Origin of the sequence: Legionella sp. D16C41, assembly GCF_048541585.1 — a bacterium.
GTDB lineage: Bacteria > Pseudomonadota > Gammaproteobacteria > Legionellales > Legionellaceae > Legionella_C.
In genome coordinates this window covers 2,039,119-2,065,251 of record NZ_CP183303.1, presented here as the reverse complement: position 1 = coordinate 2,065,251, position 26,133 = coordinate 2,039,119, and the positions used below count along the sequence as shown (strand labels likewise).

The window sequence follows — 26,133 nt, the reverse complement described above, 5'->3', positions numbered from 1 at the left end:
TGTCTTACTTATTATATAAAGGAATAGTTTAGTTAGCAGAGAAAATTAATTAATTGCCTAAATTAGCTTAAAATTAAATAATTTTTTTTACTTTTGTGAAAAATAAGTGCAACATTATGTGGCTTATTAACTATTACTTAGTCTTTGTAGAAAAATATGCAAAAGTTTTCATTAATTGAGCTGCCTTATATTGATAAATTAAATAGCTATTATCAAAAATTAGCCCATCTTCCAGGATTTGTTCTGCTTGAAAGCGCCGATTCTGCTCGAGGTCGTTATGATATTTTAAGTGCTTATCCTTATAATATTTTATCTAGTGAAACCTTTACAGCAAACACTTTTTTAGATGCTCTACAACGTAATATACCGCCAGTTGATTATCAGCTAGATTTACCTTTTCAAGGTGGAGCAATTGGTTTTTTTTCTTATGATTTTGGCTGCGAACTAGCTGATATTAATTTAAAAGAGCAGCAGGCACTGGTTAATTTACCTAGTGCGCAAGTAGGTTTATATGATTGGGCTATTATCACAGATCATCACCTAAAGAAGATTGTGCTGTTTGCTGCTAATACTCAAGTTGAGACTGCCTCCATCGTAAAAGAAATTCTACTTAAGTGGTATGGGCAGGAAGAAACGATAGCAGCAGACTATGTTTTGCAAAAAAATTTCATGCCTTTAATTAATAAAATTCAATACCAAGAAGCGTTTAAAGCTATTCATGAGTCTTTAAAACAAGGCCGCTGTTATCAGGTAAATTATACTCAACCATTTAAAACAAGTTATCAAGGTGATCCATGGGCAATTTATAGTAAGATAAGAGCTTATAATCCGGTTCCTTTTGGCGCATTTATGAAAATGGGCGAAGCTTATATTTTAAGTTTTTCTCCTGAACGTTTTATTAAGCTAGAAAAAGGGCGCTTATTAACTTCTCCTATTAAAGGTACAAAGTCACGCGGGCAATCAGAAGAAATAGATCTTCTTTTAAAACAGCAGTTAGAAGCTTGTCCTAAAAATCGTGCTGAGAACATCATGATAGTGGATTTAATGCGCAATGATTTAGGAAAAATCGCTAAGGTGGGAACAGTCAATGTATCTACTTTATGCGCAGTTGAAAGTTATCAGGCTGTTCATCATTTAGTTAGTCACATTACAGCAGACTGCGTAGATATTATTTCTCCAGTTGCCGCTTTTGCAAATTGTTTTCCTGGCGGTTCTATTACAGGCGCACCAAAACGCGAAGCGATGCAAATTATTGCAGAACAAGAGCGTTACAGGCGCGGTGTTTACTGTGGAAGCATTGGTTATTTTTCAGCACATGGGCAGTTTGATACGAATATTGCTATACGAACTATGTTTGCTGCTGACAATGAACTTTATCTTGCTGCCGGAGGAGGTATTGTAATTGATTCTATCTATGACGAAGAATATGAAGAATGCTTTACTAAAATTGCTGGGATTTTACAAGGGCTATAATTAATGAAGAATTTAATTATAACGTGGGGAGAAAGAATAAAGCATGCTACGTCGTAACGCTGCAGTGCTTGTTTTACATGAACAAGCAACCAATTCAATTATTCTAACTGAGCGTAGTAATCAATTACAAATGCATCCAGGTGAAATATGTTTTCCGGGCGGACTTTGGGAGGAACAAGATGAATCCCTTTTTGCAACAGCACTACGAGAGCTCAATGAAGAATTAGGCATAGAATCTCATCGCGTTACTCTTATAAAACCTTTAAAGCCAGAGCAAACGTTAACCGGATACTTAATTTATCCATGGCTTGCTACTATTAAAACTATTAATCCGTATAGTCTTAGTGAAGAAGTTGTAGATGTTTTTCCCATAACTGTTACAAAAGCCTGTAAGATAGCCAATTATCAACTAATTGAAGTAGAAAGGCGTGGTTTTAAGTTTAAATCTTATCAATTTATGCCAGAACGACGATTTGTATGGGGCGCTACAGCGCGCATTATGAGGCAATTATGTGAATTTGAGAATAAAGATTATTTTTCTAAGTAACTTGCTATAGTTTAATAAATAAGGGATTTTTATTTTAACTTTATGAAAGCAGCTGATTCAATTCATTTAATCACGCACAATAGTTGCCTTTTGCATGACATGGGAGAGATGCATCCTGAATCTCCTCTGCGTTTGCAGGTCTTAATCGATGAGCTTAAATCATCTGATTTACCATTAAGCTGGCATGAATCTCAAGCAATATCTTATCAATTATTAGAGCATATCCATGCCGCTCATTATATTAATACTTTAAGATTATCTGCACCTAAAGAAGGTTATACTTCAGTTGGGCCTGATGCGCTTATGAATAAGGAAACTCTATCAGCTGCGCTACATGCCGCTGGAAGTGTTATAGAAGCAGTGGATAAAATTTATCAAGGGCAGGCGAGAAAAGTATTTTGTTTAGTTAGGCCGCCAGGTCATCATGCGCTTTACGGGCAAGCTATGGGCTTTTGTTTTTTTAATAACCTTGTATGTGGCGTTTTATATGCTATAGAGCAATATCAAGTACAGCGAGTTGGTATAATTGATTTTGATGTTCATCATGGCAATGGTACACAAAATATATTACAGAACAATTCACATGTACTATTTTGTTCTTCCTTTCAATATCCGTTTTATCCTTTTGACCCAGTTATTACGAATCATCCTACGGTAATACATTTACCTCTGGCGGCAGCATCGGCAGGCAAAGAATATCGTAAACAATTTGAGAAATTATTTTTACCTCGTTTAGAGCAGTTTCGGCCCGAAATTTTATTTGTTTCTGCTGGGTTTGATGCGCATTATCTTGACCTTATTGGTGGATTAAATTTGGCTGAAGAAGATTACTATTGGCTAGGGAATAGAATAAGAGACCTTGCTAATACTTATGCCAATGATAACATTATTTCTGTTCTTGAAGGTGGCTATCATCTACAGGCATTAGCAAAGTCGACTTGTGCTTATTTAAAAGGCCTAATGTAGTGCACGTCTTAGAATTTTACCAACATTGGTTTTAGGCAATTCACTATAAAATTCGACTTCTTTAGGTACTTTGTAAGAGGTTAAATGTTCTCGACAGTAAGTGATAATATCTTCAGGCGTTAATTTAGGATCTCGTTTTACAACACACGCTTTAACCCGCTCGCCAACCTTATCATTTTTTATGCCAATAACACCTACCTCAAGTACACCAGGATGATGACTTATCACTTGTTCTACTTCATTAGGATAAACATTAAATCCAGAAACAATGATTAAATCTTTCTTTCTATCGACTAAATAAATATAGCCATTCTCATCTATCCTAGCGATATCACCAGTTTTCAAATAACCATCTTTAGTCATCACCAAGGCAGTTTCATCTGGACGCTGCCAGTAACCAGCCATAACTTGCGGACCTCTTACACAAAGTTCTCCGACTTCATTTATACCTAATTCCTTACCAGTTTCATCACGAATTGATACCTCGGTAGAAGGTAAGGGTAGGCCAATGCTACCGTTATAATCTTCAAGATACATAGGATTTATAGTTACAGCCGGACAAGTCTCTGTCAGGCCATAAGCTTCTAAAATTCGAGTTTTTGTCTCTTGATGCCATTTAATAGCAACACTTTTTTGTAAGGCCATACCGCCAGATAAAGTAAGTTTAACATGCGAGAAATCAATTTCTTTAAATTTAGGGTGATTTAATAAGGCATTAAATAAAGTATTTACGCCAGTTAAAGCAGTAAATTTACTATTTTTAATTTCATCAATGAAATGGGAAACATCACGAGGATTAGTTACTAAGATATTTTTAGCGCCAGCTTTTATAAAAGTTAGACAATTCGCTGTTAATGAAAAAATATGATAGAGGGGTAAGGCAGTTACAATGATATCTTGCTTGGAAAGACCAAGGGGAATAATCCAATTATAAGCCTGTAATACATTAGCAATCATATTGCCATGCGTTAAAATAGCCCCTTTAGCAATACCAGTTGTACCGCCCGTATACTGCAGAAAAGCAATGTCTTTGTGGACTAACGGAGGAGTATTTAGCGGTTTAGTGATTTTATGTTTAAAGGCTTTATTAAATTTAATAGCTTGCGGTAGTTTATAGGCAGGGACCATTTTTTTTATATATTTCACTACCAAATTAACTATGGTTCTTTTGAAAGGAGAAAGTGCATCGCCAATTTCAGTAACAATAACATGCTTAACGGTGGTATGAGGTAGCGCTTTTTCTACGGTTTTAGCAAAATTTGCTACAACAATAAGAATTTCTGCACCAGCATCATTCATTTGATGAATAACTTCATCAGCTGTATAGAGGGGATTAGTATTTACAACAATATAGCCTGCTCTAAGTATACCAAATAAAGCAATTGGATATTGCAAGAGGTTAGGCATCATAATAGCCACACGAGCCCCTTTTTTTAAACCAAAGCCTTGTAGGAAATGAGCAAATTGCCTACTTCTTTTTTCTAACTCAGCATAGGTCAAATCATAACCTAAATTGGTGTAGGCAACCCGGTCAGCAAATTTTTGGCAAGCTTTTTCAAATAAATCTACTAATGATGAATATTGATTGGGATCAATTTCATGGGGTACGCCTTGCTGATAATTTTTAAACCAAATTTTCTCCACGTTGATGTCCTTCTGTTATGAATCCCCACGTGTTAGTATAAACAAAAAAGGAGGCCATGGATATTGTAAGCATGATAGATAATTCATTGAAAACACAAGTATTTAAGCTTAAAGGTAGATTATACACGTTTACAGTAATTCAATTACTGAGTACCGATAAGCATTTATTTACCCAGCAATTAGAAGAGGTTGTTTCTAAAGCACCCAAATTATTTAATAATATACCAGTTGTAATTGATTGTAGCGCTTTGCAAGAAGACATTGATTTAGATGCCTTTTGTCAATATTTGCGTTTGAATAGTATTTTTCCAGTAGGCGTTCAAGGTGCAAATTCCTATATTGCAACGTTGGCTCGCTCAAAAGGTCTTGCTGTTTTACATGCATCGTCTGCTCATGATAAACCCCTCACCGATACCTCTAGTGAGGAAACTGGTAATAATGAAACGCAGGTTATAAGCGGTGATATTATAAAAAACAAATTATTGACAAGTCCTGTTCGATCAGGCCAGCAAGTCGTAAGTAAGGGCGGCGATTTAGTAATTACGGCTTCTGTCAGTCATGGCGCAGAGTTATTAGCTGATGGCAATATTCATGTCTATGGAGCCTTGCGTGGACGAGCATTAGCAGGTATTTCTGGTGATAAAAATGCGCGTATTTTTTGTCAATCTTTAGAGGCAGAATTAGTATCGATTGCTGGATTTTATCGCTTAAGCGATGCGATTCAACCGCAAGCAGGACCCTGCCAAATCTACCTTCAGGATGAGCATATTTTAATTGAACCGTTATGTTAGATGCTGTATTTATTTCTGATTTACATCTTCATCCTGATGAGGATGTAATTAATGAACGTTTTGCTAAGTTTATTGACTGGGCAGCAACGAACACACGCACGCTTTATATATTAGGTGATTTTTTTCATGCCTGGGCCGGAGATGATACCATGGATAGCTGGAGCTTATCAGTAGCTAACGCGCTTAAAGCACTAGTTCATCAAGGCGTTACAGTTTTCTTTATGCCAGGAAATCGTGATTTTTTAGTTGGTAGTCATTTTTTAAAATTAGCTGGCCTTAAATTATTAAAAGAGCCTACTATTATACACTTAGCAGGTAAGCCAGCCTTGCTTGTACATGGCGATCGCTACTGTATACATGATAAATCGCATCAGCGGTTTCGCAAATTAACCCGTAATACTTTATTTATGACTCTTTTCTTACAGCTACCTAAAGTAATTCGTAAAAAGTTAGTGAACAAGGTTAGGCAACATAGCCAAAATAATTACACCAAGCCTCCTAACTCAATGGTTGTTGAACCTAAAGCGTTGTTAGCTCATATGCAACAATGTCAGGTTAAAACTTTAATTCATGGCCACACTCATCAACCAGGCTTAACCACTCACTTATTTCAGCATCAAAAGCATGAGCAGTATGTATTAAGTGACTGGGATGACAACCCCCAAATATTGTGTTATCATATATCAAAAGGTCTATATTTTAGTCAAATTTATTTGTAGAGGATTTATTTATGCCTACTGTTGAAGAGCAAAAACAAATAAAAAAAGAGCTTAAAGAGATGAAATCATTACTTAATGTTGGCCACTCAGCTCAAAAGTATGCTAATGAACTTGATGCTAGTCGTATAGAAGAGGAAGCACGGGTTGCCGATGACGAATGTCTAGATGAGAGAGGTGAGAAATCTACTTACTGGGCAGAAGTTAAGAAAAAAATACATAGTTTTACCCAAACTTCTGGCCAAAATTCTTTCGTGGAATGGCAGACAGGAATTATGGATATAATGGGTGCTATGTGCCTTTTAAGTAAAGCATTATATCATTCTCCTTCTATTACTTTATCAACAGAAAATAGTGTAATTCTTAGTGGCCTTAAAAAGGCTAAGGATGATTTGGCCTTAGCACTCAATACTACTGTTGCAGGTGAACTTAAGAATATATTTAAAAATCGGGGAGAAGGGATTTCAGGTACGTTCGGTTTTAATTACCACAATCAAGCACAAGACATGTCTTATGGCTTAGATGTTGATGATAAAGGCAACTTAACAACTAAACTTTATCTAAATAATCAATTAGTCACCACAGATAAACCAACGGGACAACCACTAGTTGATGCTAAACTTATGGAGATAAATCAAAAAGTAAAGCAAATATTTGACTCAGGTGTAGCAATATGGCTAAAAGACCGCGGACTTAATGTCACAACTGATCCGAAAGGTAATATGACAGTCACTGAGAAAGATGCACAAGGTCAAGATGTACCCGTTACAGTTGCCAGATTAAAAGAACTTGATAAAGATGATGATGAAGGATTAAAAGCCTTTTTCGTAGGTAATTATAAATTAGATATTGAAAAAACCGCCACTTCTTCAATGACCCCTTAAATTAGCAGAAATTCGGTATTCCGCTATGAAAGCGAAATACCGTATCAGCTCCTGTAATCAATTCATTTTCAATAGTAAGTAGATAATCCAAACGCTTTTCAATGTCTTGACCATATAAGTGAGCTAATTTTAAATAATCTTCGAAATGTCTGGCTTCTGCTTTTACAAGAGTCGCGTAAAAACGCGCTAAGCTAGAATCAGTAAGTTTAGGTACCAAGGCGTGAAAACGTTCACAGGAACGAGCTTCAATAATAGCGCCGATTAATAATAAATCACGCAAACGTTCAGGTGTATTTTGTTTAACGGCTAATCCATGTAGTGTTTGAGCATAATTAGAAGGTGGTAGTGGCCCAAATTTAATCCCTCGTAAGGCCATAATATCAAGCACTTTTTCAAAATGAAGCAATTCCTCGCGTGCTAAAGGTGACATCATATTGACTAATTCACAATAGCCAGGATACTTACTCATAAAATTAATGGCATTGGCTGCTGCTTTGCGCTCGCAATGAGCATGATCTAGCAAGAGAAGTGGCAAATTAGCACAAGCTATCTCAAGCCAAGCTAAAGGGGTAGAGACACGTAAAAAAGTAGAAAAATCAGGTATACTTTGAATAGGCATGCTTAGCATAGAAATTACATATAATAAATAATGCAAGCGTTATATCATACAAAATTGTAAAATCAAGTTGGATTGCTAATGAATCAACAAGCAGAAAATGAGTTATCAGGATGGTTTTCAACCTATGGATTAATCACTGCCCAACGGATCCTTGAGCGTTATAAGATAAATTTACAGCAAGAGGATTTGCTGAGTGCATTAAAAACACCACAGACCTTTTATCATCAACTATTGCGCTTACCGTTTAGGCATGTCTTTAATGGTATTATTTTACAACAAGTTCAGGATTATCAACTTTATGCACAGAAATTGATAATTGATTATTTATTATCTGGTGAAAGTGGTAGAGAAGAGGGATCTCCAGGCACACTTGCTAGAAATGATTTAGAAAAAGAGCGTAAACTGTTAGTTAGTTTAAATACTGATTTTCATGAACTAGAGTTAGAGCATGAGAAGTTAATCGCTCATAGTCAAGCTAAGTTAATTGAGCGTGCAGAAAATTGGCATAATAAATTAATAACGCTCGTTAAAGAAATAAAAAAAGACTTAAAAGACCATGATTTAACTAAAAATGAAGCTACAATAACTCAAGCGCTAACAGCTTTGTTATGTAACTATAACTCGAAAGATAATATCTTAACTAAGCAACATGCTTGGCAGCGAGCTGAGAAAATTTTTGCGACCCCTCTTGATGAGAATATAAGAACTAAAATTGCTACTAAACTTGATGAGCTTGCTCATTATACTGAAGATTGGGACAGTAAACTTGCTGAATTTGCCGAAGAAGTTGATTATATTAGTAAACGATTGCGCGAGTTTCGCAATGATTTCTATCAATTAATTTTACGCGCTAAAGATATTATTCAATTACTACCAGAGTATCGCCTCAATTCATCTTTAGATGAAGAAAATAAAGAATCCCTCTTTTTTAACTCAGATTTAGGTGATTAAGGTAGGTATTAAATAATCATCTTTAAAGTACCATGCTAGATTCCGCGCATAAAGCACGGAACGTAGGCGATGAGGATTAGCTGAATTTTTAAAGAGAAATTGCCTCTAATTATTAAATTAAAGCTTGCACTTATTATAACGCTTACTTTGCATTGATATAACCTTGTTAGATTCTTTGCATAATGAGCGGAAGACAGGTTGTTAGATTAAATAAATAGTAGAATATAAGCTTTAAGCCTAAGTATTGGTAATAATATTCCATTTTATGTTATTTCCTACGTTCCGCGACTTGTTCGGCGTTGTTGCATATATTATGAGGTTTAGTTAAAACAAAGAATAGATAAAAAAAGGTGGCGTTACGAACCTAAAGGGTAAACTTCAGCAATTGATATAATTTCATCCACCTACATAGAATTTTGGTGCACTCCTTAAGTAAATTGTCTACGTCCCGCGACTTGTTCGCGGGATCCAGTAAGTTGTTAATTAGAGGGATGTTATAGATAAATTATAGTATGTAGGTTGCTTGAAATTTATCTTATATTCAGTTTGTATTAGCTAGTAACGAATTAATATTATCCATATTGCTAATTCTTCATGTATAATAATGCCTTTTAATTAATTATGGAGTACAGGAATGGCTGCTGAAATGACTTTGTCTATCATTAAACCTGATGCGGTTAAAAAATCAGTAATTGGTGAAATTTATACTCGTTTTGAAAAAGCGGGATTAGATATTGTCGCTGCTAAAATGCAACAGTTAACACGTGAGCAAGCAGAAGGATTTTATGCTGTGCATAAGGCGCGTCCTTTTTTTAATGATTTAGTTAGTTTTATGATTTCAGGGCCTGTTATGATTCAAGTACTGCATGGTGAAAATGCTATTGCAAAGAATCGAGAAATTATGGGTGCTACTAATCCGAAAGAAGCAGCTCCTGGTACTATACGAGCAGATTTTGCCGATAGCATTGATGCAAATGCTGTTCATGGTTCAGATGGTGCTGAAACCGCAGCTCAAGAAATTGCTTTCTTTTTTGAGCCTCATGAAATTTGTGCTAGACAATAAAAACTAAAGTTAGCTTAACTATAACCTACCTTTCTACACTTAGGTGCCATTTAGCGCATTAAAATAATTGCATTATAGGTGTTAGAAAGGGACTATAGTTTGTGCTTTTGATGCCATGTTGCAGTTTAAGTTGCTAAACTTTAGTTAAGTAGTAGATGTTGAGGATTATCATGGTTGATAAAATTAATTTGTTGAATTTTAACTATCAACAAATGCAAGCGTTTTTTCAGCAGCTAGGTGAAAAGCCCTTTCGTGCTCAGCAGGTAATACAGTGGATTCATCAATTTGGTTTTCACGATTTTTCACAAATGACTAATCTTAGCAAATCACTACGTGAAAAATTATCAGAAGCTGCTGAAATTCGTTTACCGGAAATTGTATCTTGGCAAAAATCCACCGACGGTACTTACAAATGGTTATTAAAGCTTGATTGCAATAATTGTATTGAAACTGTTTTTATACCTGAAAAAAATCGAGGTACACTATGTGTGTCTTCCCAAGTAGGATGTGCTTTAAATTGCAGCTTCTGTTCTACAGCTAAACAAGGGTTTAATCGTAATTTAACGACAGCTGAGATTATTGGTCAGGTATGGCTTGCGGCACGTGAGCTTTCTAAAAACAATGGGATTCATGATAAGCATGTGACTAATGTCGTAATGATGGGTATGGGTGAGCCTTTGCTAAATTTCGATAATGTAGTGACGGCTATGGATATTATGATGGATGACTTTGCTTATGGCTTATCTAAACGACGAGTTACACTCAGTACTTCCGGGGTTTTACCTGATTTAGAACGCTTGCGAGAAGTTAGTCCTGTAGCATTGGCCGTCTCTTTGCATGCTCCAAATGATGAATTACGCAATGAGTTAGTGCCTATTAATAAAAAATATCCTCTTTCACAGTTAATGGCCCTATGTAAACGGTATTTTCAAGATGAGCCTAGGCGTAAGGTTACCTTTGAATATGTCATGTTGAAAGGGGTTAATGATCAACCTGAACATGCACTACAATTGGTAAAGCTGCTATATAATGTTCCTGCTAAAGTCAATTTAATCCCTTTTAATCCTTTCCCATTAACCCAATATGAACGTTCATCGCAAGCAGCTATCAATCGCTTTCGTGATATTTTAATGGCCAAAGGAATTAATACTATTACGCGTAAAACGCGAGGTGATGATATTGATGCAGCCTGCGGACAGTTGGCGGGTTCCGTTAACGATAGGACAAGCCGCTCAGCTCGTTGGCAAAAAATGCATTTTAAGCCAGTGACTAATTTAAAAGAGCAAGAAAAACAAAACTATTAAGCGAGCCTCAGTATATATGACTAAAACTACCTATGCTAATCGTTATCGCGGGATAGATTTTAGGTTAAATCCAGAACGTTATGTCATTGGAAAAGGCGAGCAAGGGGTGTTAATTGCTGAGCCTTATAAAAGTGAAATACTGCCGCATTGGCGTTTTAAAACACCTGATATTGCTAAGCAGTCAGCACAAGCTATTTATAATTTATTTTTACAATACCGTCATGACGATGATTTTGTAGGTATGGATATGGCAAGAAAGTATTTGCAAATGGGTTTTACGCGAGCCAGGCGCTATGCAAATCATGCTAGTGGCCGCAAATATAATGCAGATGGAAGTATTAAACCTCAAGATCTTGATTCAGAAAATTCACCTAAAGCGCAGTCAGCAGCAATCTTTCTTTCCTTTTATCAAAAAGCAATGGCTGATGAACATTATCAAAAATTAAAAGAGCTACATTTACAATTAGAAAAAACACAAACTAAATAATTAAATTTTAAGTTTTTTTTATAACAAAACTTGCAAACTATTCTTCTATGTCCAACTACACTTACACATCGCACTTTTTATTTTCCTACCTTAGACTTCTTTGGAAATTGCTATTGCTGACCAATCTCAAACGAAAAAATATGTTTCAAATTGTTCATTTATTTGATTTAAACTGCCAGTTTTTAACATTTTTTTGCTTAACCTTTTCTTAGTACTAGCACTTTTCAAAGAGATCTATCGCATCGCTTGCTTCTTATATCGCTTCTCATTTTTTACGTCCAGATTCATATTCGCTACGTCTAAATTCATACTCCCTACGTCCCGTGACTTGTTCGCGGGATCCAGTTAAATGCAAGTTTTATTAAGTTTATAGTATATTCGCTGAAGGTGGAAAAATTGACTAAATTACAATATATCAAAAAAAAATACTTTCTAATAAAGGCTAGACTTTAAAAGCAATCTTTTATTTGACTAAGAATAGTCTTTTTTAAATTATCCATTCCCGGTTATAATGCACAGTCAACAAGAAGTAGGATGGGTAATACTTTGTTTAGGTTTAGGGTAGGTCAATTATTACTTGTATCAATTCTAAGTTTATTAGAATTACAAGGATGTCAAATTAATACACAAGAAAAGGCAGAGCAAACGCAACAAACTAATAAACGTAATAATACGGCAGCTTATAACATCCAGTTAGGATTAGGTTATTTACAACAAGATAATAGGCCGCGAGCAAAAAGAAAATTTCTTAAAGCGTTAGAATTATCGCCAAAATCACCTGAAGCAAATGCAGCTATGGCTTTTTATATGGAAAAAACGGGTAATTTAGATGAGGCAAAAACCTTTTATAAAAAAGCATTAACATTAGCCCCGGAGAATGGCGCGCAGTTAAATAATTATGGCGCATTTCTCTGTCGGATTGGCTCTTATCAGGAGGCAGAAAATTATTTTATAAAAGCAGTTAATGATGTGAATTATATTAATACTGCTGGCGCTTATGAAAATGCTGGTCTATGTGCTGCAGCTATTCCAGATGAGAAAAAAGCTGAACATTATTTCTTAAGAGCTTTGGAACAAGATCCAAGACGTAGGCAATCATTAATAGAATTAGTGTCTATTCAGTTAAAACAAAATAAGCCAGCCAACGCCTTAACTTATTTGCAAAAATACCATGAAATAGCATTAACTGATCGTATTTTATTAAAATTAGCTGCACAAGTGGCACAAAAAGCGGGTAAAACTGATTTAGAAGCAGATTATAAGTTACGGTTAAGTAGACTTACTTACTTAACAAAGAGTTCTGGAGCAATAAATGAATACAACAACAATAATGGATGAAGTTAATCAAACATCAGATAGTCCTGGTTTAAACTTAGCGCAATTACGTGAGAAAAGAGGATTTACTCAAGAGTATGTGGCTGGAAAACTACATCTACGCGTAAAGGTTATTGAGCTACTTGAAGCAGACGATTATGAGAATATGCCTGAGCCTGTATTTATTAAAGGTTATCTTCGAGCTTATGCAAAATTATTAGGTGTTTCTCCTGAACCCTTTTTGCAAGTTTTTAATAGCCATTATACGTATGAACGAAAACCAGAAAAAGCATTATGGCAAAGTAGGCGAGAAACAAATAGAGGTGAACGCTTTGTAAGATGGTTTACCGGGCTTGTAGCTATTGCAGCGGTAATTGCTATTGGTTTATGGTGGCATAAAAATAAAGATAATATGCAACCGGTATTCACAGCCAAGCAGCAAGAAGTGGTCAATCCTAATCCTACTAACGCAAGTGCCCAAGCTGAAAAATCAGAAACTAAACTTACAGCACTTTCAAGAATGCAATCAATGTTTGCAACCAGTGATGAAGCTGATGATAACGATAATGGGGCGGAGAAGCAAAGTGGTTGAAAAGGTTCGTGCAATACGAGGTATGAATGATATCCTACCTCATGAAACTGGTGCATGGAGATTATTAGAACAGACATTCATAGCTTGTTTAAGTAGTTATGCTTACCAAGAAATACGCTTGCCTCTTGTTGAAAGTACGCAATTATTTAAGCGGACAATTGGTGAGGTCACGGATATCGTTGAAAAAGAAATGTATACCTTTCAGGATTTAAATGGTGATAGTCTAACTTTGCGTCCTGAAGGTACAGCCGGCTGCCTTAGAGCTTGTTTAGAGCATGGACTTTTGTATAACCAACAGCAAAAAATTTGGTATATTGGTCCTATGTTTAGACATGAGCGACCACAAAAAGGGCGGTATCGCCAGTTTAACCAATTAGGTGTTGAAGCGTTAGGAATAGCAGGTATTGCTATTGAACTTGAGTTAATTGCTATTTGTAAGCGCCTTTGGCAGGAATTAAAAATAGATAAAGCGCTGCGTTTACAAATTAATACATTAGGTGAATTAAATGAGCGTCAAAACTACAAAGAACAACTAATTGCCTTTTTTACCAAGTATTACGATAAGTTAGATGAAGATAGTCAGCGGCGTTTAACTAGAAACCCTTTAAGAATATTAGATAGTAAAAATCCTAATATGCAAGCCTTACTGAATGATGCTCCAAAATTGATTGATCATCTAGGTGAAGAAAGTAAGCAGCATTTTTTTGATTTATGTGCTGGTTTAGACAAAATCGGTATTGAGTATGATATTAACCCCTTTTTGGTACGAGGATTGGATTACTATGGTCATACAGTGTTTGAATGGGTCACTGATAAATTAGGAAGCCAAGCAACTGTTTGTGCAGGAGGCCGTTATGATGCTTTAATTAGTCAGCTAGGCGGTAACCCTACACCGGCGATAGGTTTTGCAATGGGTATTGAGCGTTTACTATTATTAATGGAAACTTTAAATGTTAATTTAATAGCAAAAGCACCACCAAGTTTATTTTTGATTGCTACTAGTGAGGAAGGGTTGCAGCTGGCCATTATGATTGCTGAACAATTACGAGATCATAATAAAACATGGCAAGTAATTACCAATACTGCTGGTGGAAGTTTTAAAAGTCAGTTTAAAAAAGCTGATAAGGTTGGCGCTGACTTAGCACTTGTATTTGGTGATGAGGAATTAAGAAATCATCAAGTCAGTATTAAAAACTTGCGAAGTAATGAACAACAGGTCACTATTTCGCAAAATGAATTAATTAACTATTTACAAAACTACGCATTCTAACGATTATTGCTTTTAAGTTATTTTAATGGGTTTTGAAACTAAGGTGTATTGTGACCTTTAATAAACACACGGTGTCGATGTAGATAATAAAGTTGAAGTTTTTAGTCTTTGAATTTATAACACTGCAAATTGTTTAGTAATTGGTACGATACAATCTTCTATTGGAGATGAGAAGCATGTCAGTATATATGACGGAAGAAGAGCAATTAGAGGCAATTAAAAAATGGTGGCATAAATATAGCACTGTAATTACCATTGTGCTCTCTATTATATTACTTAGTATATCTGCTTATAAATATTGGCATTGGCATCAAGAAAAAGTGATAACTGAAGCGTCTAATGCTTACGAGCATCTAATGGTCGCTTTTTCAAATCAAGATAATAAAAATGTTAAAACGTATGCTAATCAGCTAATTACAGAATATGGCAACACGGTTTATGCTCATGCTGCCAGGTTGACATTAGCAAAGCTATATGTTGCAAATGAAAATTTTAACAAGGCGAGTCAACTACTTGATTATGTCGCTAACCATTGTCCGGTAAAGCCACTTAGAGATGTAGCACGTATTCGCGCTGCCAGAGTTTATACGGCTGAAAAAGCTTATGATAAAGCTCTTACTGAGTTAGGTAAAGTTGATGATTTAGTTTATATTCCAGTAGTCAATGAACTTAAAGGGGACATTTATACTGAAACAGGTCAATATCAACAAGCTATTAACTTTTATAAAAAGGCTATTTCAGAAGTACGTACACAGGGAATGGGCAATCTTTATTTAGAAATGAAAACAAACGAGTTGGCGGCTCTCGCTCAGTCGGTAGATAGCCACATTTCGAAAACAGTGTAAGAGGTTTTATGTTAAAGCTGAAAAGAATAATACTTTACCCATTAGTAATATCATTTACTGTTAGTTGTACAAAGCTTGATGATTATATGTTAGGTAAAGATAATACACCCATACCACAAAACTTAGAGCCAGTTGCTACTAAGGCACAACTAAAAGAAAAATGGTCAGTACCTGTAGGTTCAGGACAAAAAAATAAAGCAGTTTATTTAAAATTAAAGCCTGTTATCCGAGGAGATATTGTTTATACGGCTGACAGTAATGGTGTTGTAGAAGCTATAAATAGAGTTACAGGTAAAATTCTTTGGTCTAAAAAACTTGCTACAGGGGTAGTAAGTGGTCCTGCTATTGCACAAGGTTACCTTATTCTTAGCACAGATTCCTCTAGTATTATTGCCTTAAATCAGACAACAGGTGAAAAACTTTGGCAAAATAAAGTATCTAGTGACGCACTTAGTCAACCCGTCATTGCTCAAGGCAAAGTAATTGCTAAAACAATTGATGGTAATTTATATGCATTTGACTTAAAAACAGGCAATAAACTATGGGTATCGGAACATGGTGCACCTAGTTTAATTTTAAAAGCAAGCTCTTCTCCTGTTGTTGTCAATAACGTCGTTTTAGTCGGCTATTCTGATGGTAAAATGGATGGTGTAGATTTACAGACTGGCCAAATCCTATGGCAACGAAGTATTGCTTTTGCTAGTGGGTCAAGTGATGTCGAGCGTTTAGTAGATATTGATGCTGATCCTATTGTGCAAGGCAATGTTGCGTTACTAGCAAGTTACCAAGGCTATATTGGTGCTTTATCTTTATCTGATGGTCAGTTTATTTGGCGTAAACCTGCTTCCACTTTTTCAAACTTAGCTATTAAAGGTAAGACTTTGTTTATGGCTGATAGTAATGATGTTATTTGGGCATTTAATAAAACGAATGGTCAGGTACAATGGAAGCAAGATGCTTTAAAAGCACGACGCTTAACTGAGCCTGTTTTAATGGGTAATTATTTAATTGTCGGTGATAAGACAGGTATGTTACACGTCTTATCGACTGAGACAGGTGAGTTTATTTCCCGTCTAGCTTTAGGTAGTGCTATTAGCGTTGCGCCAAGCGTTGCTGACAATAATATTTATGTTATGACAGCCGATGGTAAATTAAGTCACTTCACTGTAGGTTAATAATGATTCCTGTTGTAGCTTTAGTAGGTCGTCCTAATGTAGGTAAATCGACTTTATTTAATCGTTTAACCCACACGCAAAATGCGTTAGTGGCTGATTTCCCAGGTTTGACTCGCGATCGGCAATATGGCGAAGCAGAATTTGATAATAAGCCGTTTATTGTTGTTGATACAGGCGGGATTGGTGTTGATGATGTTGCTGTTGATGAATTAATGTCTAAACAATCGCGAGCAGCACTAGATGAAGCAAATATCATTTTATTTTTAGTAGATGGTAGAGCAGGCCTTACCGGCATCGATGAAACGATTGCTAGTAGGTTACGTAAATTAAATAAACCTGTTTTCCTTATTGTAAATAAAACAGAAGGTTTTAATGAGGAAGTGGCTTGCGCCGAGTTTCAGCGTTTAGGTTTTAATAATATTTATTCTATTTCAGCAGCACACGGTCAAGGCATAGAAAATCTCTTACAGACACTAACAGCTGATTTCGTAGTACCTGTTGATAATATTGCAGCTGACGATGCAGCAATTAAAATTACCTTTGTTGGGCGACCAAATGTAGGAAAATCAACATTAATAAATCGTATTTTAGGCGAAGAGCGCGTAGTAGTTTATGATATGCCTGGCACCACTCGAGATAGTATTGCAATTCCATTTAATCGAGATGAAAAAAATTATATTTTAATTGATACAGCAGGTATAAGAAGGCGTGCTCGTATAGATGAAAAAATAGAAAAATTTTCTGTCATTAAAACCTTGCAGTCTATTAGAGAATCTAATGTTTGTTTAATGCTTCTTGATGCTAAAGAAGGTTTAACTGAACAAGACATGCATTTATTAAGCTTTATCATTGAAGCAGGAAAAGCTTTAGTGCTTGCTATTAATAAATGGGATGGGTTAGAGGAAGAGCATAAAGAGCATGTAAAAAACGAACTATCTCGTAGATTGCAATTTGTCAATTTTGCGAAGTTGCGTTTTATTTCTGCGTTACATGGTAGCGGAGTAGGTTTGTTATTTAAGGATATTGATGAAGCGTATGCTTCTGCTATGCAAACTTTTGCAACGCCTAAATTAACCCGTTTATTATTAGATTTAGTAAGCCAACATCCACCACCTTTAGTACAAGGTCGACGGATTAAACTACGTTATGCACATGCAGGTGGCCATAATCCACCTATTATCGTTATTCATGGTAATCAACTAGATTCATTGCCTGATAGTTATAAACGTTATTTAATTAATAACTTTACTACCCATCTTGGCCTGGTAGGTACGCCACTTAAATTAGAATTTAAAGGCAATATTAATCCCTTTAAAGATAAAAAAAATAAGCTTACTTCTAGGCAACTAAAACGAAAGAAACGTTTAATGAAGCATGTGAAAAAACGTTAGCTAAAACCATCGTTAAAAATAATTATTTAGGACAGGCGTTTAATGATAATCTATTAATTTAAGAACTTAATTAGCTCGTAGTGTTAGAACAGCACAAGACGCATGGCGTACAATAGCATCGGCTGTACTGCCTAAAAGTGAAGGCAAAGTATAATGTGAGTGGCTACCAATAATAATCAAATCACAGCCTAATTCTTCTGCTTTTTTCAAAATGTGGCTATAAGCGGTACCAACTTCAACATGCTGGTTAGATAATGGAATATTAAGTGCTTCTCCCAAAGTAGCCATAGTGGTTATAGCATCATCTTTAACGGGTACAGCTAATTCAGCAAAGCCAAGGCTTTGCGCCCATTGTAAAGAGGTAGGTGTTTCAATGACATGTAAGAAATGAAGATTAGCTTTAAAACATTGAGCAAGTGCTACTGCTTGCTGGCAAAGATTATAATGATTTTCGCTTAAATCCGTTGCATGTAAAATTGTTTTATACAATGCTTTCCCCTTACATACTTTTTTAAATTAAAGTAATTTAAAGCTAAGTTCTTTTAATATAAAAGATTTTTTAAATTATTTATAGTGCATAGATAAAAATTAATTTTCTGACAAACTAGTAAACTTAGTCTGTAACTAGATGAAGGAAGCTTTGATCTTTATTAATCTTAAGCGGGTTAAGAATGAGTTTTGAGAAGTTTCCTAGGTAAAGTAAAACCCAGATGTAAAATTACAATCTGGGTTTTTATAAAAATAGACTGCTTAACTAGATTAATTACAATTTCCTTTAATAACACAATTTACTAAGCTAGTAGCAAAATTAAAGTTATTATTTTGATCATAAGTTATTTCCCATTCAAACACGCCACCAAATCCAGGATAAGTTTGAGGAGGAACATAAGTGTCACAGCTAGATGAACTAACAACACCAGTGCGTAAACATTGAATAGCACGCTTGATAGTGCTAATTACGGCTGGAGGTTGTCCATCGCTCTGACCAGAGGCATTGGGTGCAGGATAACCTAAAACCACTTGCGAAGGTTTTAAGTAACTAATATAAGGTTGAAAACCTGTTTTTTGCCCGGTACTCGTTGTTGCCGGCCAATTAGCTAATAAATCAGTAGCCATAGCGACTGAGGCATCAGGACTACTAGTTTTATTGGGATCATAGCAAATTAAATCTATGCCATAAGCACAGCCTGAGTTATACATTTGGATTCCTACCCACTCTAGCGATTGGTAGGTTTGCATAACCAATGAAGCGTAATTTCCCCAGGTTGCATCAAATCCAGAAGTGGCCGCAATATTAGCAATTTGCGGTACTAAAGTAAGTAGTATATTAGGATGCTTACTATGCATGGTGTTAATGATATTCGCTAATACGGCAATATCACCTGTAGGATTTGTAAAAGTTCCGCCAGCATTTAAGCCACTTTCAATGTCAAAGTCAAATCCATCAAAACCATATTGAGTCATTAGGTTTTCAAGGGAGCTAACAAAGGTTTGCTCAAAGGCCGTTGGAGAAGAGGCAGAGGATAAGACCTGATGAAAATCCACACTAGTATTAGGAAGATTAGTTAAAGCGCCGCCTAAAGACAGTAATACTTTGATACCGGCACTTTGTAAAGACTGAATATAGGCTTTGGTAACAGTATCAAAAGCAGGAGTAATTTGACCAGGTGTTGTAGTACTAAACACGCCAAACGCTATTAATACATGTGTATAGCCTGCATTAGCAATGGCAGTGGCGGAGGGTGGGGTTTTCCAGCCAGGTAAATAGGCAATAATTCTACCGCCACTATTAGTAGAGTTTTGTTTATAAGTTATTACTTCAGTAGCATTTGCAGAAGCGGTTAATGGCTGAGGTGAATAACTTACTGTATATCCATTTACTGTCGTGGCACTTACAGTATAAATAACGCCATCACTCAATTGTACTGAGCCTGAGCCTGAACCATTAGATAAAGAAATGGTCTGACTTACTGGGGCTGCATTACCTGGTGGTGTGAAAGTTACTTTTACAGAGGAAGTAGTAGCTGGAGCGCCAGTAATTCTGACTGAAACATTATCTACAGCGACTTGTGAACAACTATAAGTTAGTTGTACAGTTGGTGCAGAAGCAGCCGCCGTTGCTGAGGTAGGTGTAAAGCTTGGAATGCAGTTATACCCATTATAGCTAATTGCGGGAGTAGAAAAGGTATAACTAACACCACTTACTAATTGATTGACCGTAGTAGTAGCATTCCACTTAACTGCTGCCGTAGTTGAACTATGATTATCTGCTCGAGTAAGGGTTACAGTGGGTGTTGCAGTATAGCCTGATAATTGGCTAGGTAAGGCTTGGAGTTTAATATTAATCGCACCTGTATTGGCTTGCGCTGCATAACTAATACTTGAGAGAACGGTGTTATTAGCAGTCACTGTAACCGTGCTAGGACTAGCGCTACCTTGATAAACAACCCCATTACTATCCGTTACACTCAGTGGTGAAATAACATAGGTGCCTGCGGCTAAGCCTGATATTGTCTGTTGCCCAAACCAAGCTAATTGTGCGGTACTAACTGTTTGACCGTTTAAAGTAATATTAACTAAAGCATAAGGTTGACTAACATTAGCTGGCTTAGGAGAGGTACTCGTTAAACTAATCGCTCCTGTGGCAAGTGGTGATCCTAAATAAACTTTAACACTGTTGCTCGTGTAATCAGCTTTTGGTGCACCATAAATAAGAGTAAACGAGCTGCCTTTTGGTAAAATGCTATTGGCTCCATTGTAAGTCGGAAACTGTAATGATAGAGAATCTAAATAGGTGCCATTGCCTTGAGCTTGTGAGGTGATTTTTAAAGAGTTAATAGGATAGGATAAAGGCGGGAAATTACCCCAAAAGTCAGCATTATTAAGATTGCTTGTTGTAGTAAAAGTGATCGTTGAATTTTGAAAATCAACTGCTTGATCACAGTTATTAGTTAATTTTAATGAAATTGTTTTCCAGGAACTACTGCCAGTTGAACTGAAGTTGGCTGAAATACATGTGGTTGGTTGTGGCACAGTTACTACAGGGCTGGCCATGCCCTCACTCAAAGTAAGGGACAATCCCATTGCAAGCCATATCTTTTTCATACTTTTCCTTATTGTTAGAAGTTAAAATATTTTGTTACATCTTAAAGCAGCCTAGGTTGAGTAAATTTTTAGTTTAATAAAAAATTTATTATTTAAGCAAATTTATATTAATTCGTTAATTATTTATCCTCATTTTGAGTTTTTAGATCAGATTATTTTAATGTCGGTAGCTATACTATTTTATTAAGTAATAAATACTGAATTTCTTAAAATTACTTTATAAGGTTATTGAATGCTAAGCATTTAGCTTAATTTTTAAATTTAAAAGGAGGTAAATAATGCGTTTAACTACCACAAATCCTAACGAGCTTTCAGAGGAACAGAAAGCCCTCTATCAAGATATGAAGAAAGGAATTGAAACAAATTTTAAAGGTTTTAAGGCGATAAGTGATAGCGGTGCTTTAATTGGGCCTTGGAATCCCTGGTTAAAATTTCCAAAATTTGGTGCTCCTATGTGGGAATTAGTTAAAACCCTTTCAATGTCACCTGTACTGCCAAAACCTGTTAGAGAAATAGCAATCCTTGCTGTAGGGGCAAAATTCCATGCACCTTATGAATTATATGCGCATATTTTAATGGCTGAAGCGCGTGGCTTAAATGATAAAGTTATTTCAACTATTGTCGCAGGGCAGCGACCTAATTTTGATTTAGATACAGACGAAGGATTAGCTTATGATCTTACTTCTTCGTTGCTTAGCGGTGGGATATTGCCTGAATTGCTGTATAACCAGAGCTTAGCGCATTTTGGTGAAGAAGGAACTTTTGAGTTAATTTACCTAATTGGCCTTTATTGTATGGTATGTCTTACATTAAATGGTTTTGATGTACCTGTTCCTGAATAAGTCTATAAATTTAATAAATTAACTTTATGTTCGAGTTTAAATTTTGCCAATATTAATAAAGATTAAACCGAGTTAAGTGGGTAAAATTAAATTATCAACTTTTAATTGTTTTGCAAACCTGTTCTTGAGCTAAGTTATCATAGATAAGTTCTCCATTAGGTAATCTAGCGTAGGGCGCAATTTTAAGTAATGGAGTAATAACAAAGTCACGATAAAGTAATTGTGGGTGCGGAATAATAAGAGAAGGCTTTTTAATAACTCGACTACCATAAAGTAAGATATCAATATCTATAGTTCTTGCACCCCATTTAATCCTTCGTACTCTACCTTGGGTAGATTCTATTTTTTGGCATGCTATTAGTAATTTTTCGGGCGGTAATGTTGTTAACAAAGCTACTACAGTATTATAAAAATTTGGCTGCGATTTTCTGCCCCAAGCGTGGCTAGAATAAAAGGGCGCTACCTTGATAATATAAGTATTTGGTAAGGTACGAAGACGCTGAATAGCTAATCTAAGTTGGCGTTGAGGTGAATTTAAATTACTTCCTAACGCTAAATAACATAAGATCATGATGATGTTTGTTGTTTTTTCTTTCGTTTTGATTTATGGCTTGTAGGTGTAGGGAGTTTAGCAATCATTTGTAGCTGTTCCTCTTCGCCAGCTTCTTGGAAGGTAGTCCACCACTTAGCTAAATCAAGTGATTCATCACCTGCTAAGGCTCGAAGCGATAAAAAATCATAAGCCGCTCGAAAACGGGGATGCTTTAATAAATTAATAGCCCGGCCGCCCCAACGTTTAGGAAAGCGAAATTGGAGAAGCCATATTTCTCGCATGACTTGGCTGTAGCGTTTAGGAATAGCAATGACTTTATTTTGTTCGCTAATAACTTGTGACATGGCTTTTTCTAAAGCAGGTAGAGGCGGGAGTTGTTCTTCACGTTGCAGGCTGGCTGCTCGGTTGAGTAAAGGAAACCATAATAAAACTGCAAATAAAAAAGCAGGTGTAATAGGTTTGTTTTCATGAACACGAGCATCGGTGCTTTCCAGCGCAACGCCTAAAAAAGCTTTAATAGGATACTGGCTATCAAATAGGGCATGAGTCTGCGCAAAAAGGTGCTCAAATAATCCATATTTTATTAGTAGGCGTTGTACTGTTTCTGACTCGCCACACTGGTAAAGTTTAGTCATTTCATCGAATAAACGAGAGCTAGAAACATGTAAAATTAACGAGCTAAGTTTTTCTAGGGGAGCGGCTGTATCTGCTGCTAGATTAAAATGTAATTTTGCACTAAAACGAATGACCCTTAACATCCTAACAGGATCTTCTTGATAACGAATTTCTGGCTCACCAATAATGCGTAATGTACGATCCTGAATATCTTTTACACCGCCGGTAAAATCAACAATAGCTGCATCATCAATACTGTAATAAAGCGAATTAATAGTGAAATCACGACGCCAAGCATCTTGATCTATTGTACCGTAAACGTTATCTCGGATAAGCATCCCACGCTCATTAGTCATTTGCACTTGCTTATCGTTTTCGCTAGTTCCTCTAAAGGTTGCTACCTCAATAATGTCACGATGAAATATAATATGAACTAATTTAAAACGACGGCCAATAATTCTACCGTTTCTAAATAACGCTTTAATCTCGTTAGGTGTCGCATTAGTAGCTATATCAAAATCCTTAGGTGATTTACCTAAGAGCAAATCTCTAACACTTCCACCGACTAAATAAGCTTGAAAACCGGCGCTGTTAAGGCGGTTTAGTACTTTCAGTGCGTTGGTACTAATATCAGTTTTTGATATATTATGCTGATTACGAGGAATAATATAATTAGCTTCTGCGGGCACATGCTTGCCCCGAGATTTACGTAATAGCTTTTTAATTAACTTAATTATTGGCAATACTCACAGTAGGTATAACGGACTGTATTATAGCCAATATTAAAATAATGTGAAACTCTTCCCACTTGTTTTATAAATTAATTATTATTGCATAAAGACTATAGATGAGGTTATTGTTAACTTTTTTCTTATTTAAAAAATTAATAAGCTTCTTGTTACACTACTAAATCAGCAATTGTTAAAATATGGTAGTGCTTAAATCCTTAGGTACTCAATGTATAGATTAAGCCAGCTTTTATGGTTACTAAACTTAGCTATTAGCAATTTAAAGAAGTCTAATGGATGGTTAATTTAGAGGTTAAAACATGGATTTGATTGATATTTTCTTAAGTTTATGTGCCTTAATTGTTCTTGAAATTGTTCTAGGCATAGATAACTTGGTTTTTTTATCCATTTTAACTGAGAAATTACCAGCTGCACAACGGCGCAGTGCCAGACGTTGGGGTCTTACTTTTGCTTGGATAACTCGTCTCGCTTTACTTGCTTCTGCAGTATGGCTGGTTAAGCTTACAATGCCTTTATTTCATATTGGGAGTTTTGAGCCTTCAATAAGAGATTTATTTTTATTTATAGGTGGCGGTTTTTTAATTGCTAAAGCAACCCAAGAAATTAGACATGAGGTTGATGATGATGCTGATGATATCAAAGAAATGAAGCATAAATCAGTAACTTTTTATGGTGTTGTTATGCAAGTTGGTATTATGGATATTGTTTTTTCTCTTGATAGTGTTTTAACAGCAATAGGTTTAACATCGCGATTATGGGTAATGGCTATAGCAATAACCTGCGCAATTTTAGTAATGATCTATGCCAGTGAGTCTGTAAGTCGATTTATTGATAAACATGCTACTGTGAAGATGTTAGCATTAAGTTTTTTAATTTTAATTGGTATGGTTTTAGTTGCTGATAGTTTTAAATTTCATATTCCGCGTGCCTATATTTATTTTGCAATGGGATTTTCATTAGGCGTTGAAGGTTTAAATTTGCTTAGACGCTCACGGAAAAGACGTCAAAAGCGTAAAGAGTAACTGGGTTAGTTAATAGAACAGGGTATCTTAAATCTTGAAAGATTAGATTTTGTAAGGGGGGCTCGCTTAATGGGGGCAGTTTAGAAATAGCTCTGTCTTTCCCGTGTAGGCGGGAATCTATTTTTATGTCGGCATAGTAAGTATTAAGATAGATTTCCGCCTACGCGGAAATGACAGAATTCTTAAGTTGACACCATTAGGTGATCCCTTAACAGTGTTAATTTAAGCTTAATGTAAGTTAGGTCTTGGCTTAACAATAGCTATGTAAATGTTGGGCCACGGCTAATGGCTGCATTAAGACTCTAGCCTACGTCCGTGGCTTGTCCACGGGGTCCAGAGCTTTAATCCTCGGCCGAGATTCCTGGATCCCTCGGACAAGCCACGGGACGTAGAGTGAGTCAAAATGCCTTAAGGCAGCGCCATTAGGCCACAGCCAACTTACATAAAAATTCTCTTATGTTGATATTATTAGGTGATTTCTTACTATGTTAGTCGTTAAAGCATTTCATATTATTGCTATGGTTGCCTGGTTTGCAGGACTCTTTTATTTACCACGTTTATTTGTTTATCATGCTGAGGCTACTGATAAAATAAGTAATAACCGTTTTAAAGTAATGGAAAGACGTCTTTATTATGGTATTACTTGGCCTGCTGCTTTACTTACAACTATTTTAGGTATCTGGCTTATTACTTTTAACCCATCATATTATCTACAGGCGCCTTGGATGCACGCTAAATTAACTTTAGTTATTCTAACTTGGCTTTATCACTTAAGCTGTGGCCATTTTCTACGTTGTTTTGCTAGCGAGACTAATTGTCGTGTAGCCCTATTTTTTCGGATATTTAATGAGGTTCCCACACTGTTATTAGTTGGGATTGTTTTATTAGTGGTGGTAAAGCCCTTTTAGTAAAAAGCAGCCGTTTTTGCTAAACGACTGCAAAATATGTCAATAGGCGCTGCAGTTTAGTATGAGCCATAAAATTGATTTTATTCAATTTCTATCATTTCAAAATCTTCTTTTCCCGCTCCACAATCTGGACAAAACCAATTTTCAGGTACATCTTCCCAGCGTGTACCTGGCTCAATACCATCTTCAGGCCAGCCTTCTGCTTCGTCATAGATAAAACCACAGATGACGCAAATATAGCGTTTATAGTCTTGCATAAGGTATCTCAAATTTAAAAAAAAGGTAATTTTGCCGGCTGAATAAAGCA

The 26,133-nt window shown here is 35.9% G+C and carries 26 protein-coding genes; 19 read left to right on the top strand and 7 right to left on the bottom strand.

Annotated features, from left to right (window positions below; translation table 11 throughout):
- Positions 1 to 156: 156 nt before the first annotated feature.
- From pabB to ACNVED_RS09015, 3 genes are read left to right on the top strand one after another with little or no spacing between them, the layout of a single operon-like run.
- The gene (pabB, locus tag ACNVED_RS09025) at positions 157 to 1,473 is read left to right on the top strand and encodes an aminodeoxychorismate synthase component I (RefSeq protein ID WP_419418696.1); all 1,317 of its coding nucleotides are present in this window, start codon (positions 157 to 159) and stop codon (positions 1,471 to 1,473) included.
- Between the two features lie 43 nt (positions 1,474 to 1,516).
- Positions 1,517 to 2,020, top strand: a complete 504-nt coding sequence (locus ACNVED_RS09020) for an NUDIX hydrolase (protein ID WP_419418695.1) — start codon at positions 1,517 to 1,519, stop codon at positions 2,018 to 2,020.
- A 42-nt stretch (positions 2,021 to 2,062) separates the two neighbouring features.
- On the top strand, positions 2,063 to 2,986 hold the full coding sequence (locus ACNVED_RS09015) for a histone deacetylase family protein (protein WP_419418694.1): 924 nt from the start codon (positions 2,063 to 2,065) through the stop codon (positions 2,984 to 2,986).
- On the opposite strand, the gene ACNVED_RS09010 is transcribed toward ACNVED_RS09015, so the two are convergent.
- Positions 2,978 to 4,630 (bottom strand): AMP-binding protein, encoded by a 1,653-nt coding sequence (locus ACNVED_RS09010; protein WP_419418693.1) that lies wholly within the window; start codon positions 4,628 to 4,630, stop codon positions 2,978 to 2,980. The two genes, ACNVED_RS09015 and ACNVED_RS09010, sit on opposite strands and share 9 nt — an antisense overlap.
- A 71-nt stretch (positions 4,631 to 4,701) precedes the next feature.
- On the opposite strand from ACNVED_RS09010, the gene minC reads away from it, so the two are divergent.
- Genes minC through ACNVED_RS08995 form a run of 3 tightly spaced genes read left to right on the top strand, consistent with a single transcriptional unit; the run spans position 4,702 to position 7,021 of the window.
- A complete protein-coding gene (minC, locus tag ACNVED_RS09005) occupies positions 4,702 to 5,421 on the top strand; it encodes a septum site-determining protein MinC (RefSeq protein WP_419421164.1) in 720 nt (239 codons plus the stop codon).
- Entirely contained in the window at positions 5,415 to 6,140 is a 726-nt protein-coding gene (locus tag ACNVED_RS09000; RefSeq protein ID WP_419418692.1) for a UDP-2,3-diacylglucosamine diphosphatase, read from the top strand. Before minC ends, ACNVED_RS09000 begins: the two co-directional genes overlap by 7 nt.
- Positions 6,141 to 6,151: 11 nt before the next feature.
- Positions 6,152 to 7,021: a hypothetical protein gene (locus ACNVED_RS08995; RefSeq protein WP_419418691.1), complete on the top strand. Its 870-nt coding sequence runs from the start codon at positions 6,152 to 6,154 to the stop codon at positions 7,019 to 7,021.
- 1 nt (position 7,022) lies between these two features.
- On the opposite strand, the gene ACNVED_RS08990 is transcribed toward ACNVED_RS08995, so the two are convergent.
- Positions 7,023 to 7,649: a tRNA-(ms[2]io[6]A)-hydroxylase gene (locus ACNVED_RS08990; RefSeq protein ID WP_419418690.1), complete on the bottom strand. Its 627-nt coding sequence runs from the start codon at positions 7,647 to 7,649 to the stop codon at positions 7,023 to 7,025.
- A gap of 69 nt (positions 7,650 to 7,718) precedes the next feature.
- Here ACNVED_RS08990 and ACNVED_RS08985 point away from each other — a divergent pair, with 69 nt between their 5' ends.
- The 10 genes from ACNVED_RS08985 to der all read left to right on the top strand — a co-directional run bounded on the left by ACNVED_RS08985 (position 7,719) and on the right by der (position 18,032).
- Positions 7,719 to 8,591, top strand: a complete 873-nt coding sequence (locus ACNVED_RS08985) for a hypothetical protein (protein ID WP_419418689.1) — start codon at positions 7,719 to 7,721, stop codon at positions 8,589 to 8,591.
- Positions 8,592 to 9,225: 634 nt separating this feature from the next.
- Positions 9,226 to 9,654 carry a nucleoside-diphosphate kinase gene (gene ndk / locus ACNVED_RS08980; RefSeq protein ID WP_419418688.1) on the top strand — a complete coding sequence of 143 codons (429 nt, stop codon included), beginning with the start codon at positions 9,226 to 9,228 and terminating at the stop codon, positions 9,652 to 9,654.
- A gap of 170 nt (positions 9,655 to 9,824) precedes the next feature.
- Positions 9,825 to 10,958 (top strand): 23S rRNA (adenine(2503)-C(2))-methyltransferase RlmN, encoded by a 1,134-nt coding sequence (gene rlmN, locus ACNVED_RS08975; protein WP_419418687.1) that lies wholly within the window; start codon positions 9,825 to 9,827, stop codon positions 10,956 to 10,958.
- A 16-nt stretch (positions 10,959 to 10,974) separates the two neighbouring features.
- Positions 10,975 to 11,445: a DUF4385 domain-containing protein gene (locus ACNVED_RS08970; protein ID WP_419418686.1), complete on the top strand. Its 471-nt coding sequence runs from the start codon at positions 10,975 to 10,977 to the stop codon at positions 11,443 to 11,445.
- Between the two features lie 534 nt (positions 11,446 to 11,979).
- Positions 11,980 to 12,783 (top strand): type IV pilus biogenesis/stability protein PilW, encoded by an 804-nt coding sequence (pilW, locus tag ACNVED_RS08965; protein WP_419418685.1) that lies wholly within the window; start codon positions 11,980 to 11,982, stop codon positions 12,781 to 12,783.
- Complete coding sequence (locus ACNVED_RS08960) at positions 12,758 to 13,351, top strand: helix-turn-helix domain-containing protein (protein WP_419418684.1); 594 nt, start codon at positions 12,758 to 12,760, stop codon at positions 13,349 to 13,351. Before pilW ends, ACNVED_RS08960 begins: the two co-directional genes overlap by 26 nt.
- Positions 13,326 to 14,621 carry a histidine--tRNA ligase gene (gene hisS, locus ACNVED_RS08955; protein ID WP_419418683.1) on the top strand — a complete coding sequence of 432 codons (1,296 nt, stop codon included), beginning with the start codon at positions 13,326 to 13,328 and terminating at the stop codon, positions 14,619 to 14,621. Before ACNVED_RS08960 ends, hisS begins: the two co-directional genes overlap by 26 nt.
- Before the next feature lie 176 nt (positions 14,622 to 14,797).
- Positions 14,798 to 15,466, top strand: coding sequence for a YfgM family protein (locus tag ACNVED_RS08950; RefSeq protein ID WP_419418682.1), 669 nt, complete (start codon positions 14,798 to 14,800; stop codon positions 15,464 to 15,466).
- An 8-nt stretch (positions 15,467 to 15,474) separates the two neighbouring features.
- A complete protein-coding gene (gene bamB, locus ACNVED_RS08945; protein ID WP_419418681.1) occupies positions 15,475 to 16,641 on the top strand; it encodes an outer membrane protein assembly factor BamB in 1,167 nt (388 codons plus the stop codon).
- Positions 16,642 to 16,643: 2 nt separating this feature from the next.
- Entirely contained in the window at positions 16,644 to 18,032 is a 1,389-nt protein-coding gene (gene der / locus ACNVED_RS08940) for a ribosome biogenesis GTPase Der (protein WP_419418680.1), read from the top strand.
- A 66-nt stretch (positions 18,033 to 18,098) separates the two neighbouring features.
- On the opposite strand, the gene ACNVED_RS08935 is transcribed toward der, so the two are convergent.
- Both ACNVED_RS08935 and ACNVED_RS08930 read right to left on the bottom strand, forming a co-directional pair.
- A complete protein-coding gene (locus tag ACNVED_RS08935) occupies positions 18,099 to 18,521 on the bottom strand; it encodes a universal stress protein (protein WP_419418679.1) in 423 nt (140 codons plus the stop codon).
- Positions 18,522 to 18,791: 270 nt separating this feature from the next.
- Positions 18,792 to 21,137: a glycosyl hydrolase family 18 protein gene (locus tag ACNVED_RS08930; protein WP_419418678.1), complete on the bottom strand. Its 2,346-nt coding sequence runs from the start codon at positions 21,135 to 21,137 to the stop codon at positions 18,792 to 18,794.
- A gap of 278 nt (positions 21,138 to 21,415) precedes the next feature.
- Here ACNVED_RS08930 and ACNVED_RS08925 point away from each other — a divergent pair, with 278 nt between their 5' ends.
- Entirely contained in the window at positions 21,416 to 21,979 is a 564-nt protein-coding gene (locus ACNVED_RS08925; protein WP_419418677.1) for a carboxymuconolactone decarboxylase family protein, read from the top strand.
- 94 nt (positions 21,980 to 22,073) lie between these two features.
- On the opposite strand, the gene folK is transcribed toward ACNVED_RS08925, so the two are convergent.
- Both folK and pcnB read right to left on the bottom strand, forming a co-directional pair.
- Positions 22,074 to 22,550 carry a 2-amino-4-hydroxy-6-hydroxymethyldihydropteridine diphosphokinase gene (gene folK, locus ACNVED_RS08920; RefSeq protein WP_419418676.1) on the bottom strand — a complete coding sequence of 159 codons (477 nt, stop codon included), beginning with the start codon at positions 22,548 to 22,550 and terminating at the stop codon, positions 22,074 to 22,076.
- A complete protein-coding gene (pcnB, locus tag ACNVED_RS08915) occupies positions 22,547 to 23,836 on the bottom strand; it encodes a polynucleotide adenylyltransferase PcnB (protein ID WP_419418675.1) in 1,290 nt (429 codons plus the stop codon). The genes folK and pcnB overlap by 4 nt, the downstream gene beginning before the upstream one ends.
- A gap of 359 nt (positions 23,837 to 24,195) precedes the next feature.
- Here pcnB and ACNVED_RS08910 point away from each other — a divergent pair, with 359 nt between their 5' ends.
- Positions 24,196 to 24,918, top strand: coding sequence for a TerC family protein (locus tag ACNVED_RS08910; RefSeq protein ID WP_419418674.1), 723 nt, complete (start codon positions 24,196 to 24,198; stop codon positions 24,916 to 24,918).
- 485 nt (positions 24,919 to 25,403) lie between these two features.
- Complete coding sequence (gene hemJ, locus ACNVED_RS08905; protein WP_419418673.1) at positions 25,404 to 25,826, top strand: protoporphyrinogen oxidase HemJ; 423 nt, start codon at positions 25,404 to 25,406, stop codon at positions 25,824 to 25,826.
- An 80-nt stretch (positions 25,827 to 25,906) separates the two neighbouring features.
- On the opposite strand, the gene ACNVED_RS08900 is transcribed toward hemJ, so the two are convergent.
- The gene (locus ACNVED_RS08900) at positions 25,907 to 26,083 is read right to left on the bottom strand and encodes a rubredoxin (RefSeq protein WP_419418672.1); all 177 of its coding nucleotides are present in this window, start codon (positions 26,081 to 26,083) and stop codon (positions 25,907 to 25,909) included.
- Positions 26,084 to 26,133: the final 50 nt, after the last annotated feature.

Bases quoted from the DNA above. Each gene is read 5' to 3' on its own strand.
- pabB (WP_419418696.1), top strand. From the start codon at position 157: ATGCAAAAGTTTTCATTAATTGAGCTGCCTTATATTGATAAATTAAAT.
- ACNVED_RS09020 (WP_419418695.1), top strand. From the start codon at position 1,517: ATGCTACGTCGTAACGCTGCAGTGCTTGTTTTACATGAACAAGCAACC.
- ACNVED_RS09015 (WP_419418694.1), top strand. From the start codon at position 2,063: ATGAAAGCAGCTGATTCAATTCATTTAATCACGCACAATAGTTGCCTT.
- minC (WP_419421164.1), top strand. From the start codon at position 4,702: ATGATAGATAATTCATTGAAAACACAAGTATTTAAGCTTAAAGGTAGA.
- ACNVED_RS09000 (WP_419418692.1), top strand. From the start codon at position 5,415: ATGTTAGATGCTGTATTTATTTCTGATTTACATCTTCATCCTGATGAG.
- ACNVED_RS08995 (WP_419418691.1), top strand. From the start codon at position 6,152: ATGCCTACTGTTGAAGAGCAAAAACAAATAAAAAAAGAGCTTAAAGAG.
- ACNVED_RS08990 (WP_419418690.1), bottom strand. From the start codon at position 7,649: ATGCTAAGCATGCCTATTCAAAGTATACCTGATTTTTCTACTTTTTTA.
- ACNVED_RS08985 (WP_419418689.1), top strand. From the start codon at position 7,719: ATGAATCAACAAGCAGAAAATGAGTTATCAGGATGGTTTTCAACCTAT.
- ndk (WP_419418688.1), top strand. From the start codon at position 9,226: ATGGCTGCTGAAATGACTTTGTCTATCATTAAACCTGATGCGGTTAAA.
- rlmN (WP_419418687.1), top strand. From the start codon at position 9,825: ATGGTTGATAAAATTAATTTGTTGAATTTTAACTATCAACAAATGCAA.
- ACNVED_RS08970 (WP_419418686.1), top strand. From the start codon at position 10,975: ATGACTAAAACTACCTATGCTAATCGTTATCGCGGGATAGATTTTAGG.
- pilW (WP_419418685.1), top strand. From the start codon at position 11,980: ATGGGTAATACTTTGTTTAGGTTTAGGGTAGGTCAATTATTACTTGTA.
- ACNVED_RS08960 (WP_419418684.1), top strand. From the start codon at position 12,758: ATGAATACAACAACAATAATGGATGAAGTTAATCAAACATCAGATAGT.
- hisS (WP_419418683.1), top strand. From the start codon at position 13,326: ATGGGGCGGAGAAGCAAAGTGGTTGAAAAGGTTCGTGCAATACGAGGT.
- ACNVED_RS08950 (WP_419418682.1), top strand. From the start codon at position 14,798: ATGTCAGTATATATGACGGAAGAAGAGCAATTAGAGGCAATTAAAAAA.
- bamB (WP_419418681.1), top strand. From the start codon at position 15,475: ATGTTAAAGCTGAAAAGAATAATACTTTACCCATTAGTAATATCATTT.
- der (WP_419418680.1), top strand. From the start codon at position 16,644: ATGATTCCTGTTGTAGCTTTAGTAGGTCGTCCTAATGTAGGTAAATCG.
- ACNVED_RS08930 (WP_419418678.1), bottom strand. From the start codon at position 21,137: ATGAAAAAGATATGGCTTGCAATGGGATTGTCCCTTACTTTGAGTGAG.
- ACNVED_RS08925 (WP_419418677.1), top strand. From the start codon at position 21,416: ATGCGTTTAACTACCACAAATCCTAACGAGCTTTCAGAGGAACAGAAA.
- folK (WP_419418676.1), bottom strand. From the start codon at position 22,550: ATGATCTTATGTTATTTAGCGTTAGGAAGTAATTTAAATTCACCTCAA.
- ACNVED_RS08910 (WP_419418674.1), top strand. From the start codon at position 24,196: ATGGATTTGATTGATATTTTCTTAAGTTTATGTGCCTTAATTGTTCTT.
- hemJ (WP_419418673.1), top strand. From the start codon at position 25,404: ATGTTAGTCGTTAAAGCATTTCATATTATTGCTATGGTTGCCTGGTTT.
- ACNVED_RS08900 (WP_419418672.1), bottom strand. From the start codon at position 26,083: ATGCAAGACTATAAACGCTATATTTGCGTCATCTGTGGTTTTATCTAT.